The organism is Streptomyces sp. NPDC052079 (genome assembly GCF_040680275.1).
GTDB lineage: Bacteria > Actinomycetota > Actinomycetes > Streptomycetales > Streptomycetaceae > Streptomyces.
Genome location: NZ_JBFAWL010000006.1, coordinates 284949 through 298347, shown reverse-complemented (window position 1 = coordinate 298347; position 13399 = coordinate 284949). Strand labels below are relative to the sequence as shown.

The following is a 13399-nucleotide window of genomic DNA, read 5'->3' as shown; positions in this document are numbered from 1 at the left end:
CTGGCGTTGACTTTTGGCACGCTGTTGAGTTCTCAAGGAACGGACGCTTCCTTTGTACTCACCCTCTCGGGCTTTCCTCCGGGCGCTTCCCTTCGCTGTTTCCGACTCTATCAGATCTTTCCGATCCGATTTTCTCGGTGCTTTCCAGGTTCACGCTCTCGCGTTTCCCTTTCCGGCGGACCCGACTTTATCAGAGATTCTGAGCCGGTTTTCCCACCCCTCCGGGGACAGGTTCCGGCGCGTGAATCTACCGGGTGCCCGATCGGGGGGAGCTGTAAACGTACTGGAGCGGGGCGCCCCGATGCAAATCCGAGGCGCCCCGCTCCCTGTTCGCTCCTACGTGGGGTCCGGCAGACCGTCAGACCTCGACCACTACGGGGAGGATCATCGGCCGGCGCCGGTAGGTGTCGGAGACCCACTTGCCCAGCGTGCGGCGGACGAGCTGCTGCAGCTGATGGGCTTCGACCACACCGTCCTGGGCAGAGCGCTCCAAGGCCTCCGTGATCTTCGGGATCACGTCGCCGAAGGCGGAGTCCTCGATGCCGGAGCCGCGGGCCTGGACATGGGGACCGCCCGTGATCTTTCCGGTCGACGCGTCCATGACCACGAAGACGGAGATGATGCCCTCGTCACCGAGGATCTTGCGGTCCTTGAGCGCCGGCTCGCCGACGTCACCGACGGAGAGGCCGTCAACGTAGACGTATCCCGCCTGGACCTTGCCGGAGATCTTGGCCTTTCCCTCGACGAGGTCGACGGCCACGCCGTCCTCGGCGATGACGATGCGGTCGTGCGGGACGCCGGTCAGGGCGCCCAGTTCGGCGTTGGCGCGCAGGTGGCGCCATTCGCCGTGGACCGGCATCAGGTTCTTCGGACGGCAGATGTTGTAGAAGTACAGCAGTTCGCCGGCCGAGGAGTGGCCTGAGACGTGCACCTTGGCGTTGCCCTTGTGGACAACGTTGGCGCCCCAGCGCGTGAGGCCGTTGATCACGCGGTAGACCGCGTTCTCGTTGCCGGGGATGAGCGACGACGCCAGGATCACCGTGTCGCCGTCGACGATGCGGATCTGGTGGTCGCGGTTGGCCATCCGGGACAGGGCGGCCATCGGTTCGCCCTGGGAGCCCGTGCAGACCAGGACGACTTCGCTGTCCGGCAGGTCGTCCAGGGTCTTGACGTCAACGACCAGGCCCGGCGGGACCTTGAGGTAGCCGAGGTCACGGGCGATGCCCATGTTGCGGACCATGGACCGGCCGACGAAGGCGACCCGGCGGCCGTACTCGTGCGCCGCGTCCAGGATCTGCTGGACTCGGTGGACGTGGCTGGCGAAGCTGGCCACGATGATCCGCTTGTGGGCGCCGGCGAAGACCTGACGCAGCACATTCGAGATGTCGCGCTCGGGCGGGACGAAGCCCGGGACCTCGGCGTTCGTGGAGTCGGACAGCAGGAGGTCGATGCCTTCCTCGCTGAGCCTGGCGAACGCGTGCAGGTCCGTGAGGCGGCTGTCCAGCGGGAGCTGGTCCATCTTGAAGTCGCCGGTGTGCACCGCCATGCCGGCGGGGGTGCGGATGGCGACGGCGAGAGCGTCGGGGATGGAGTGGTTGACCGCGATGAACTCGCAGTTGAAGGGGCCGATGCGCTCGCGCTGCCCTTCCGCCACCTGGAGGGTGTACGGACGGATGCGGTGCTCCTGGAGCTTCGCCTCGATGAGGGCGAGGGTGAGCTTGGAGCCGATCAGCGGGATGTCCGGCTTCTCCCGCAGAAGGAAGGGGACGCCGCCGATGTGGTCCTCGTGGCCGTGGGTGAGGACGATGCCCTCGACGTCGTCGAGGCGGTCCCGGATGGACGAGAAGTCCGGCAGGATCAGGTCGATGCCGGGCTGCTCCTCCTCGGGGAAGAGCACGCCGCAGTCGACGATCAACAGGCGGCCGCCGTACTCGAAGACCGTCATGTTGCGGCCGATCTCGCCGAGGCCGCCGAGCGGGGTGACCCGCAGGCCGCCTTCGGGGAGCGGCGGGGGCGGGCCGAGTTCAGGATGCGGATGACTCAAAAGACTCTCCTCACCACACGCGCCACGTACCGGTGGGCACGTGGCGCGCATGACGTTCGTGCAGAAGCAATTGTCGTTGTGGGGTGCGGGCACCGGTGTCCCGCGTATTCAGTTGTGAAGTACGTCTGCGCGAGCGGCCGCGCCAAGTCTGGTTACTGAAGTTGTACCCCGCCTGCAGCAAGATCGATCTTGAGCTGCTCGATCTCTTCCGGCGTGCACTCGGCCATGGGGGCGCGCAGGGGGCCGGCGGGGAGGCCCTTGAGGGCGAGCGCGGCCTTGGTGGTCATCACGCCCTGGGTGCGGAACATGCCCGTGTAGACGGGCAGCAGCTTCTGGTGGATCTCGGTGGCCTTCTGCACGTCCCCGGAGGTGTACGCCTCGACCAGGGCGCGCAGCTCGGGGGTGACGAGGTGGCCGACGACCGAGACGAAGCCGACCGCTCCGATGGAGAGCAGGGGCAGGTTGAGCATGTCGTCGCCGGAGTACCAGGCGAGGCCGGAGCGCGCGATGGCCCAGCCGGCGCGGCCGAGGTCGCCCTTGGCGTCCTTGTTGGCGACGATGCGCGGGTGCTCGGCGAGGCGGACGATCGTCTCCGTGCTGATCGGGACGCCGCTGCGGCCGGGGATGTCGTAGAGCATGACCGGCAGCCCGGCGGAGTCGGCGACGGCCGTGAAGTGCCGGTAGAGGCCCTCCTGCGGGGGCTTGTTGTAGTACGGGGTGACGACTAGCAGACCGTGCGCGCCGGCGCGCTCCGCGGCGCGTGCCAGTTCGGTGCTGTGGTGGGTGTCGTTGGTGCCGACTCCGGCCACGACGTGGGCGCGGTCGCCGACGGCCTCCACGATCGCCCGTACGAGGTCCGATTTCTCCGCGTCGCTGGTGGTGGGGGACTCGCCGGTGGTGCCGTTGATGATCAGGCCGTCGTTGCCTGCGTCCACCAGGTGGGTGGCGAGCCGCTGTGCGCCGTCGAGGTCGAGTGCGCCGTCCGCCGTGAAGGGCGTGACCATGGCGGTGAGGACCCGCCCGAAGGGGGTCTGCGGAGTGGAGGTCGGAGCCATGGGTTACACGCTACTCGTTGCTCAGGTCGGGGTGCTCCCTCGGGGGAGGCGACAAGGTGAGGCAAAGGGGGAGCCCGGCACTGCCTGCTCGGGGGTTCAGGCAGTACCGGGCCCGTTTGATCAGGCTAGATGAACTTCGCGAAATGCTGCAATACGGACGCTTCGCGCGACTGCTCCGCACCTGTGTACTCGTCGGCGGAAACGGAGCCCGCTACGGAGCCACACGTCCGTTGGCGTTGAAAGCGGCGTGGGTCAGCGGCATGAGCCGGGCCCACTCCGCCTCCATCTTCTCGCCGACCATCTCGATCTCCCGCTGCGGGAAGGACGGGACCTTCGCCAGCTCGTGCTGGGTGCGCAGCCCGAGGAAGTGCATCAGCGAGCGGGCGTTGCAGGTGGCGTACATCGAGGAGTACAGGCCGACGGGGAGGGTCGCGCGAGCCACCTCACGTGCGACTCCGGCCTCCAGCATGTCCTGGTACGCCTGGTAGGCCTGCCGGTAGGAGTCTTCCATGACTCGGCCCACCAACTCCTGCTGCGCCTGGGTGCCCTCGACGAAGCGGTACTTGCCGGGCCGGCCCTCCTGCACCAGCTTCCGGGACTCGTCCGGGACGTAGAAAACCGGCTGGAGTTCCCTGTAGCGCCCTGACTCCTCGTTGTACGAATTGTGTACGACGATGCCGTTGGCGAGGAAGTTGTGCCACGGGCCCTCCACGGACAGGTCGTAGGTCATCTCCTCGCCCTCGTCCTCGATGCTCACGACCCGATCCGGAACTGCCTTGGCGATTTTCCCGCCGCGCTGCGCCAGTGCCTGCTCTCCGGCGCTCTTGGTCGCATGACAGGGTGCGCACGCCGGGGCGAGGTTCCTCTCGTCGAGCGCCTGGACCAGGTCGCGTGCCACGGGAATCACGTGGTCGAGAGCCAGCTGATCGCGAGGGAAGCCGCCCCCGCAGAGATGACAGGTGTCGAAGTCCTTGATCAGCCGCTGACGCTGCATGGCGGTCCACACTCCGATGCCTCGTCGCAGACTGGGCGGAACGAGGGCTTCGGACGGGCGCGGGGCCGTGCCCGCTGCCATGACCGCGTCCCCCACCACCAGTTCCCCCGCCTTGCGCCACCCTTCCGGTGTGAACACCGCGTGATCCACTGTGCAGCGCAGCGTCTTGCCGGAGGCCGTGGTGATGCGGATCAGGGGTTTGACGCCGGACTGGATGACATCGATGATCCTGGCCCGCTGGGCCAGCAGCGAATCCTCGTCGTAGCACCGCACATGGTTGCGGCGCACTGATTCCAGCTTGCGCAGACGCGTCGTGGGGTGCTGCTCCCGGAACTCCACCACGGCCGATTCGGCCGCCTCACGGTTCTCGTAGAGCCCGAGATAGTGGTTGGTCTCGGCTCGCTTGACCTGCGCCATCCACTTACCGGCCCGGCCGTGCCAGGTGACGCCACCTGCCGAGTGCGGCAACCGGTCCTCGACGCCCACATGCCAGAGCTTGTACAACTCGGCGATGGTTCGTCGACGCAGGTTGCCTGCTTCGCTCTCCAGCGTGATCTCCGTATCGCCGGCGAGACACCAGCCCACCCGGTGCCGCATGAACTCGCGGAAGACGAAGATCGGGGCGCTGACGAAGAAGGTCATCGAGTTGTGCTCGAAGGGACTGCCGTGCCGGTCCCGCATCAGGTAGTTGATCAGCCCCCTGGAACGCTCGGGGTCCTTGTCCAGCTCGGCCAGGGACTGCTCGCCGACGGTCGAGACGCGGGCGGCGAACAGCACGTCGGCGTCGGATGCGGTGTGCTTGACGAGCTCGACTGTCACATCACTGCGGAAGCCGGGCTTGCGGTCGTCGGCGGGAGTGTCGGTCACGGCGCGGGGAATCCTTCCATCACGTCTCTCGGGCGGCGCCCACTTTACGGCGCGGCACCGACAACGGGGTCTTCGGCGCCGGGAGACGACATACAGCGCCGAACTTCTGCGAATTCGGTGAAAGTGGGCACTTTCCGGGGCTGCCGTTCGTCTGTTCTGGTGACCGTGATTCGTTTGACACCCGAAGGGAGAGGCACCCCTGATGGTCGGTCGGCGCGAACCCGTACCGTTCGCCTTCGTCGCCGAGGCGGAGAGGTTCCGCAGCAATGTCGTCCCACCGCCCCCTGAGCGGGCCTCCGCCGGTCAGATAGCCGGGCGCTGGCTGCTGGGGCTCACCCTGGTCGCAGGGCTCGTGGGTTCCCTGGTCATCGGCATGCCCGCGATGTCGGCCGGGCCGTCCGGCGCGGAGACACAGCAGTCACAGGCGACCGACGGTCGCTGAGCCGCCACGTCCGCCGGCACCGGCGCCATCCGGACCCCGAGGGTGGTGACCGGTGACACAGATCGGTAGCCTCACCGGGCACAGCCCATGCATGGATCGAGTGAGGACCCGCCGTGCCCCTGCCCTTCCTGACGGCCGACCGCGCCTTCGACACGGCGGAGGACGTCGCCCTGCCGTACGACGACCGGGACCGCTGGCGGCGTCCGTACCGTCCGGGCCCATGGCGGGTGGGGGCCTCGGCACTCCTGCTGCTGCTCGCCTCGTTCGTGCTGTTCGCCGGGGTGATCATCGCGGCGACCGCGACGCCGGCGTCCGCCGGGACGGTCTTCGCCATCGCTCTGGTCATCGTCGCCTCCGCGCTGCGGCTGCTGCGCATGGGCGTGTGGGTGAGCGCCCGGGGGCTGCGCCACGTGGCCTTCCTCGGCACGCGTACGACGGCATGGGGCGACGTCGTCTCCGTGCGCACGGTGCAGCAGCCGGTGCGCTGGCTGGGGCTGCCGCGGACGGTGCAGGGGCAGGCGTTGGTCCTGGCCCGGCGCGGGCGTTCGGACGACGAGCCGGCGCCGCTGCTGACCTCGCACAACGCGGACTTCCTGGCCCGCGACCAGCTGGCCTTCGACCGGGCGGCCGACACGGTGGAGGCGTGGGCCGCCGAGTACCGCAGCGGCTGAGCGGCCCTGCTCCCCCACGCGCGCTCAGGACGCGGTCTTGTGCAGGGTGATCGCCCGCTGCATCGCCTTGCGGGCGCGCGGGGTGTCGCGGGCGTCGTGGTAGGCGACGGCGAGCCGGAACCAGCTGCGCCAGTCGTCCGGGGCGTCCTCCGTCTCGGCCTTGCGCCGGGCGAACACCTCGTCGGCCGAGTCGCGGTCGATCCGGCCGCTGGGCAGACGTTTCAGCTCGTCGACGGGCAGACCGCCCTCGGCGTCGAGCAGCGCGGCGAGCCGGTTGGCGTTGCGGACGAACTCGGTGTTCTTCCACAGGAACCAGACGCCGATGACGGGCAGGATCAGCACCGCGGCACCGAACGTGACGGTGAGCGGCGTACCGGCCTCGATGAGCAGCACGCCCCGGCTGCCGACCAGGACGAAGTAGACGACCAGGACGGCGGCCGTGACGGCGTAGGAGATCTTCGCGCGCATGGGCTGCCGGGCTCAGCTCAGGTCGAGGAAGTGTTCCAGCCCGAAGGTCAGGCCGGGAGTGGTCACCACGCGGCGGACGCCGAGCAGGATGCCGGGCATGAAGCTGCTGTGGTGCAGGGAGTCGTGGCGAACGGTGAGGGTCTCGCCCTCGCCGCCGAGCAGGACCTCCTGGTGGGCGAGGAGTCCGCGCAGCCGGACCGCGTGCACCGGGACCCCGTCGACGTCGGCGCCGCGGGCGCCGTCCAGGGCGGTGGCCGTGGCGTCCGGGGCGGGGGCGCTGCCGGCCTGGCGGCGGGCCTCGGCGATGAGCTGGGCGGTGCGCGTGGCGGTGCCGCTGGGGGCGTCCACCTTGTTCGGGTGGTGCAGCTCGACGACCTCGACGGATTCGAAGTAGGGGGCGGCGATCTGCGCGAACTTCATGGTGAGCACCGCGCCGATGGAGAAGTTCGGTGCGATGAGGACGCCCGTCTCCGGGGACTGGTCGAGCCAGCCCCGCAGTTGCGCGAGGCGGTCGTCGGTCCAGCCGGTGGTGCCGACGACGGCGTGGATGCCGTGACGTACGCAGAAGTCGAGGTTGCCCATGACCGAGGCGGGGGTCGTGAGCTCCACGGCGACCTGGGCGCCCTGCTCGGCCAGGGTCTCCAGCTTGTCGTCCCGGCCGAGGGCGGCCACCAGCTCCATGTCGTCGGCGGCCTCGACCGCCCGTACCGCCTCGGAACCGATCCGGCCCTTGGCTCCGAGGACCGCCACGCGCAGCTTGCTCATCTTCGTTGCTTCCTTAACGGTGATCGTCAGGCGACGGCGTCGTGCAGCCGGGCCGCCTGCTTGTCCTTGAGCGGGCCGATGACCGACAGGGAGGGCCGCCGTCCCAGGATGTCGCGGGCGACCGAGCGGACGTCGTCCGGGGTGACCGAGGCCATCCGGGCCAGCATCTCATCGACCGACATCTGCTCGCCCCAGCACAGCTCGCTCTTGCCGATGCGGTTCATCAGCGCTCCGGTGTCCTCCAGGCCGAGGACCGTGGAGCCCCTGAGCTGGCCGATGGCGCGCTCTATCTCGTCGTCCGGCAGTCCGTGCGCGGCGACCTGGTCGAGTTCGTCGCGGCAGATCTTCAGCACGTCGTGCACCTGCGACGGCCTGCACCCCGCGTATACGCCGAACAGGCCGCAGTCGGCGAATCCGGAGGTGTACGAGTACACGCTGTAGGCCAGGCCGCGCTTCTCGCGGACCTCCTGGAACAGGCGGGACGACATGCCTCCGCCGAGGGCGGTGTTCAGCACGCCGAGGGCCCAGCGGCGCTCGTCGGTGCGGGCCAGTCCCGGCATGCCGAGGACGATGTGCGCCTGTTCGGTCGTGCGGCCGATGAGCTCGACGCGGCCGGCGGTGCGCAGGGCGCGCAGTCCGCCGCGCGGGGCGACCGGCTCGGCGGCGGAATCCGTGAGCGCGCCGGCCTTCTCGAAGGCGGCGCGGACCTGGCGTACGACCTTGTTGTGGTCGACGTTGCCGGCGCAGGCGACCACGAGGTGGGTCGGGTCGTAGTGCTTCTTGTAGAAGCGGCGGATGCGGTCGGCGGTGAGGGCGTTGACCGTGTCGACCGTGCCGAGGACCGGGCGGCCGAGCGGGTTGTCGCCGAACATGGTGTGCGCGAACAGGTCGTGCACGCAGTCGCCCGGGTCGTCCTCGGTCATGGCGATCTCTTCGAGGATGGCGCCGCGCTCGACCTCGACGTCCTCCTGGCGGATCACCGAGCCGGTGAGCATGTCGCAGACCACGTCGATGGCGAGCGGCAGGTCGGTGTCGAGCACGCGTGCGTAGTAGCACGTGTACTCCTTGGCCGTGAACGCGTTCATCTCGCCACCGACGGCGTCGAGGGCGGAGGAGATGTCCAGGGCGGACCGGCGGGACGTGCCCTTGAAGAGCAGGTGCTCCAGGTAGTGGGTGGCGCCGTTGAGCGCCGGGGTCTCGTCGCGGGAGCCGACGTGCGCCCAGATGCCGAAGGTCGCCGAGCGGACCGAGGGCAGGGTCTCGGTCACGATGCGCAGGCCGCCCGGGAGGGTGGTCCTGCGGACCGTGCCGATGCCGTTCTCGCCCTTGATGAGGGTTTGGGTACGGGCGACGGCCCGCGCCTCCGAGGAGGTGCGGGCCGTCGCCTTGAAGCCACGGGACGTCACTTGTCGGCGTCGTCCTTCTTGTCGTCGGAGGCGTCCTCGCCCTCGATCACGGGGATCAGGGAGAGCTTGCCGCGGGAGTCGATCTCGGCGATCTCGACCTGGACCTTGTGGCCCACGCCGACGACGTCCTCGACGTTCTCCACGCGCTTGCCGCCGGCCAGCTTGCGGATCTGCGAGATGTGCAGCAGACCGTCCTTGCCGGGCAGCAGGGAGACGAACGCGCCGAACGTGGTGGTCTTGACGACCGTACCCAGGTAGCGCTCGCCGACCTCGGGCATCGTCGGGTTGGCGATGCCGTTGATGGTGGCGCGGGCGGCCTCGGCGGCCGGGCCGTCGGAGGCGCCGATGTAGATCGTGCCGTCGTCCTCGATCGTGATCTCGGCGCCGGTGTCCTCCTGGATCTGGTTGATCATCTTGCCCTTGGGGCCGATGACCTCGCCGATCTTGTCGACCGGGATCTTCACGGTGATGATCCGCGGCGCGTTGGGGGACATCTCGTCCGGCCGGTCGATCGCTTCCATCATCACGTCGAGGATGTGGAGGCGGGCGTCACGGGCCTGCTTGAGGGCGGCGGCCAGGACGGAGGCCGGGATGCCGTCCAGCTTGGTGTCGAGCTGGAGGGCGGTCACGAACTCCTTGGTGCCGGCGACCTTGAAGTCCATGTCGCCGAAGGCGTCCTCCGCACCGAGGATGTCGGTGAGGGTGACGTAGTGCGTCTCGCCCTCGATCTCCTGGGAGATGAGGCCCATGGCGATACCGGCGACGGGGGCCTTCAGCGGCACACCGGCGTTCAGCAGCGACATGGTGGAGGCGCACACGGAGCCCATGGACGTCGAACCGTTGGAGCCGAGGGCCTCGGACACCTGGCGGATGGCGTAGGGGAACTCCTCACGCGTCGGCAGCACCGGCACGAGCGCGCGCTCGGCGAGGGCGCCGTGGCCGATCTCGCGGCGCTTCGGGGAGCCGACGCGGCCGGTCTCACCGGTGGAGTACGGCGGGAAGTTGTAGTTGTGCATGTAGCGCTTGCGGGTCACCGGGGAGAGGGTGTCCAGCTGCTGCTCCATGCGGAGCATGTTGAGGGTGGTGACGCCCAGGATCTGGGTCTCGCCACGCTCGAACAGCGCCGAGCCGTGCACCCGCGGGATGGCCTCGACCTCGGCGGCCAGGGTGCGGATGTCGGTGACACCGCGGCCGTCGATGCGCTTCTTCTCCTTGATGACACGCTCACGGACCAGGGACTTGGTCAGCGAGCGGTACGCGGCGGAGATCTCCTTCTCGCGGCCCTCGAACTCCGGCAGGAGCTTCTCGGCGGCGAGCGCCTTGACGCGGTCCAGCTCGGCCTCGCGCTCCTGCTTGCCGGGGATGGTGAGCGCCTGGGCCAGCTCGGGCTTGACGGCGCTGGTCAGCGCCTCGAGGACGTCGTCCTGGTAGTCCAGGAAGATCGGGAACTCGGCGGTCGGCTTGGCGGCCTTGGCGGCGAGGTCGGCCTGCGCGCGGCAGAGCACCTTGATGAAGGGCTTCGCGGCCTCCAGACCGGCGGCGACGACCTCCTCGGTCGGCGCCTCGGCGCCGCCCTCGACCAGCTTGATGGTCTTGTCGGTGGCCTCGGCCTCCACCATCATGATCGCGACGTCGCCGTCCTCCAGGGTGCGGCCCGCGACGACCATGTCGAAGACGGCGTCCTCGAGCTCGCTGTGCGTCGGGAAGGCGACCCACTGGCCGCGGATCAGCGCGACGCGGACGCCGCCGATCGGGCCGGAGAAGGGCAGACCGGCCAGCTGCGTGGACGCGGAGGCGGCGTTGATCGCCACGACGTCGTACAGGTGGTCGGGGTTGAGCGCCATGATCGTGGCGACGACCTGGATCTCGTTGCGCAGGCCCTTCTTGAAGGACGGGCGCAGCGGGCGGTCGATGAGGCGGCAGGTGAGGATGGCGTCCTCGGAGGGCCGGCCCTCGCGGCGGAAGAAGGAACCCGGGATCCGGCCGGCGGCGTACATCCGCTCCTCGACGTCCACCGTGAGGGGGAAGAAGTCGAGCTGGTCCTTGGGGTTCTTGGAGGCGGTGGTGGCCGACAGCACCATCGTGTCGTCGTCCAGGTAGGCCACGGCGGAGCCGGCGGCCTGACGGGCCAAGCGGCCCGTCTCGAAGCGGACGGTGCGGGTGCCGAAGGAGCCGTTGTCGATGACGGCCTCGGCGTAGTGGGTCTCGTTCTCCACTAGCGTTTTCTCCGTTACTTGTCGTCTTTTGTCCCGCCTCGCCCGTGTGGCGGGAGGGACGGTGGCGGAGAAGCGCTCCACTGGTGCGGGCCGGTCTTCGATCGAAGCACCCGGGGTTCACTCTCCCGGGGGCCACTACCGAGGACCGGCGGCGGCGAGGTGCGCTCCTCCTCGTGCGTGGTGACGTCCGATGACGTCGGTCGGTGGTGCCTTTGGGACCGCGTACCCGATGCGGTCCGGGTCATCACACTGAGTCGTGTCTCGTGCGTTGTGTTACCACACTACAAAGGCGTGGTGACAGTCCGCACGTACAGCAAAGGGAGCGGTCCCCTTGTCCCAGGGAACCGCTCCCTTCACGGCGTGCTACTTGGCGCCCGCCGCACCGCGGCGGATGCCGAGGCGGTCGACCAGCGTACGGAAGCGCTGGATGTCCTTCTTGGCGAGGTACTGCAGCAGCCGGCGGCGCTGACCGACCAGGATCAGCAGACCACGACGGGAGTGGTGGTCGTGCTTGTGGGTCTTGAGGTGCTCCGTCAGGTCGGAGATCCGACGGGACAGCAGAGCGACCTGGACCTCGGGGGAGCCGGTGTCACCCTCCTTGGTACCGAACTCGGAGATGATCTGCTTCTTCACTGCGGCGTCGAGCGACACGCGTACTCCTCATAGTCTGTGAGTGGCCACCGAGTGCCCCCGGTCTGCGTCTCGGGGGGTCTTCCATGACTCGGAAGGCGGGGATCCGCTGGGCGCGGCCACCAGAGCGAGAGCTCGCTCCGGGGGTGCGTACACAAACGGCCGTCAGTCAGGGTACCAGGGCATCGGCCCGGTCCTTTCGCCGGCTGGGCGCCGGGCGCCTCAGCCGGTTATGGCGCGTTGGCGGTTCAGCCCGTCATGGCGCGTACGGCGGTGAGGACGCCCAGTGCTGCCAGGCACAACGGTACGAGCGTGAGCAGGACGGCCGACTCGGTGAGGTCGAGGAAGCGGCCCCAGAAGGGCGAGAGTCCCTTGCGGGGGACGACCAGGCCGATGGCGGTGATCAGCACGGCCCCGGCCGTGACGGCCGCCGACAGCCAGATCGTCCGCAGGTCGAGGGCTCCCCTGTCGCCGTGCAGCACGAACTCGGTCAGGGCCTCGGCCGGCGGGTTCAGCACCAGTCCCAGCAGCAGGACGGCGACGGAGCCGATGCCGGCGACCAGGGCGCAGGTGACCTGGGAGGTGTAGCGGAACAGACGGGCCCGGATCAGCATCGACACCCCGGCGGCGAGCGCCAGCAACCGGCCCCACACGTTGTCCGAGAAGCCCAGGACCGCCGCGGACGCCACGACGACGGCCGACGTACCGCCCACCAGGCCCAGCAGCAGTTCGTGGCCGCGCCGCGCCTGGGCGGCGATGCGTTCGGCGTCGAGGGCCTCGGCGTCCGGCGTCTGGGACGGGTCGGGGTCGAACTCGTCGTCGAGGGCGGAGCGCGGGGCGGCGTAGCCGATGGGCAGCCGCGCGAAGCGTGCGGACAGGCCGGGCAGGAACGCGACCAGACCGATCGCGCCGGGCGCGCACACGGCGGCGGCATCGCTCGCGGAGGCCCCCGAGGCGATGACGCCGAAGGTGGCCAGGGTGCCCACGGCCGCGACGAACGTGGCGGCCACGAAGGGCGCGTCCGATCCGGGGGCGAGCGCGAGGAGGACCACCGACGCCACCAGCACGGCCGCGCAGCCCAGCATGAACTGCAGCCTGCCCGGCCCCTGCCCGTCCGGGGCGGCGAGGATCCCGGACCCGGCGACGAGGAGCAGGGGCAGGGCGCCGAGGCCCAGAGAGACCGCCGAGGCCCGGTCGTCGTAGACCCGGGCGCGGACGCCCGCGAAAGCGGTGAGCAGCAGGCCGAGCCCGCCCGCGATGACGCCGGGCAGGCCGTGCATGTCGTGCCGCACGGGGTCGGCGGACCACAGGACGAACGCGAGCAGCAGCAGGAGCAGGGCGCCTCCGGTCAGCCCCGCGGCGCGCAGCAGTTCGTCGCTCCACAGATGCCGGTCGCGGACCACGGCGGAGGCGACCGCGTCGGGCACGTCGTCGTGGACGGCGGGCGGCAGCGACTGGGCGAAGGGCCGCAGGCTGAGGACGTCCCCGTCGAGGATCCGCTCGTCGGCGAGCGTGCGGGCGCCGTCCAGGACCCTGCCGTCCCGCCGCACCAGGTGATACCCCGTCGGAGCGCCCGTCTGCTGGGTCTGGCCGGTCAGCCGAAGGATCTCCGGGTAGACGTCGGCCACGGGGATGTCGACCGGGAGCGCCACGTCGATACGGCTGTCGGGCGCCACCACCGTGATCCGGCAGAACCCCGTCGCCGTGGTCGTAGTCACCTTCACTGCCCCCCTGTTCGCGGATGCGTACGCTGCGGGGCGCAACCCTACCGACAGGCACTGTCGGTGGTGGCACGTAGGATCCTCTGAGTGCGGAGGACGACCGTCACCACGGGGGTGCGG

10 protein-coding genes and 2 pseudogenes are annotated in these 13399 nt (G+C 69.6%); 2 read left to right on the top strand and 10 right to left on the bottom strand.

Annotation, left to right across the window (positions count from 1 at the left end; translation table 11 throughout):
- Window positions 1-358: 358 nt before the first annotated feature.
- The 4 genes and pseudogenes from AB0L56_RS13720 to AB0L56_RS13705 all read right to left on the bottom strand — a co-directional run.
- Entirely contained in the window at window positions 359-2044 is a 1686-nt protein-coding gene (locus AB0L56_RS13720; protein WP_365422615.1) for a ribonuclease J, read from the bottom strand.
- Window positions 2045-2196: 152 nt separating this feature from the next.
- Window positions 2197-3099, bottom strand: a complete 903-nt coding sequence (dapA, locus tag AB0L56_RS13715) for a 4-hydroxy-tetrahydrodipicolinate synthase (protein ID WP_365422612.1) — start codon at window positions 3097-3099, stop codon at window positions 2197-2199.
- 211 nt (window positions 3100-3310) lie between these two features.
- A pseudogene (gene thyX / locus AB0L56_RS13710) lies at window positions 3311-3760 on the bottom strand (FAD-dependent thymidylate synthase); the annotation flags it as partial.
- 3 nt (window positions 3761-3763) lie between these two features.
- Window positions 3764-4960 (bottom strand): annotated as a pseudogene (locus tag AB0L56_RS13705) (FAD-dependent thymidylate synthase); the annotation flags it as partial.
- 202 nt (window positions 4961-5162) lie between these two features.
- Here AB0L56_RS13705 and AB0L56_RS13700 point away from each other — a divergent pair.
- On the top strand, window positions 5163-5402 hold the full coding sequence (locus tag AB0L56_RS13700; protein ID WP_365422609.1) for a hypothetical protein: 240 nt from the start codon (window positions 5163-5165) through the stop codon (window positions 5400-5402).
- A 113-nt stretch (window positions 5403-5515) separates the two neighbouring features.
- Window positions 5516-6073, top strand: a complete 558-nt coding sequence (locus tag AB0L56_RS13695) for a hypothetical protein (protein ID WP_365422606.1) — start codon at window positions 5516-5518, stop codon at window positions 6071-6073.
- Between the two features lie 24 nt (window positions 6074-6097).
- On the opposite strand, the gene AB0L56_RS13690 is transcribed toward AB0L56_RS13695, so the two are convergent.
- The 6 genes from AB0L56_RS13690 to eccD all read right to left on the bottom strand — a co-directional run bounded on the left by AB0L56_RS13690 (window position 6098) and on the right by eccD (window position 13276).
- Entirely contained in the window at window positions 6098-6541 is a 444-nt protein-coding gene (locus AB0L56_RS13690; RefSeq protein WP_361024313.1) for a hypothetical protein, read from the bottom strand.
- 12 nt (window positions 6542-6553) lie between these two features.
- A complete protein-coding gene (gene dapB, locus AB0L56_RS13685) occupies window positions 6554-7306 on the bottom strand; it encodes a 4-hydroxy-tetrahydrodipicolinate reductase (RefSeq protein ID WP_365422602.1) in 753 nt (250 codons plus the stop codon).
- Window positions 7307-7332: 26 nt separating this feature from the next.
- Window positions 7333-8712 (bottom strand): pitrilysin family protein, encoded by a 1380-nt coding sequence (locus AB0L56_RS13680; protein ID WP_365422599.1) that lies wholly within the window; start codon window positions 8710-8712, stop codon window positions 7333-7335.
- Complete coding sequence (locus AB0L56_RS13675) at window positions 8709-10928, bottom strand: polyribonucleotide nucleotidyltransferase (RefSeq protein ID WP_365422596.1); 2220 nt, start codon at window positions 10926-10928, stop codon at window positions 8709-8711. Before AB0L56_RS13675 ends, AB0L56_RS13680 begins: the two co-directional genes overlap by 4 nt.
- A gap of 363 nt (window positions 10929-11291) precedes the next feature.
- Complete coding sequence (rpsO, locus tag AB0L56_RS13670) at window positions 11292-11579, bottom strand: 30S ribosomal protein S15 (RefSeq protein WP_043504552.1); 288 nt, start codon at window positions 11577-11579, stop codon at window positions 11292-11294.
- Between the two features lie 227 nt (window positions 11580-11806).
- Window positions 11807-13276: a type VII secretion integral membrane protein EccD gene (eccD, locus tag AB0L56_RS13665; protein WP_365422592.1), complete on the bottom strand. Its 1470-nt coding sequence runs from the start codon at window positions 13274-13276 to the stop codon at window positions 11807-11809.
- Between the last annotated feature and the right edge of the window lie 123 nt (window positions 13277-13399).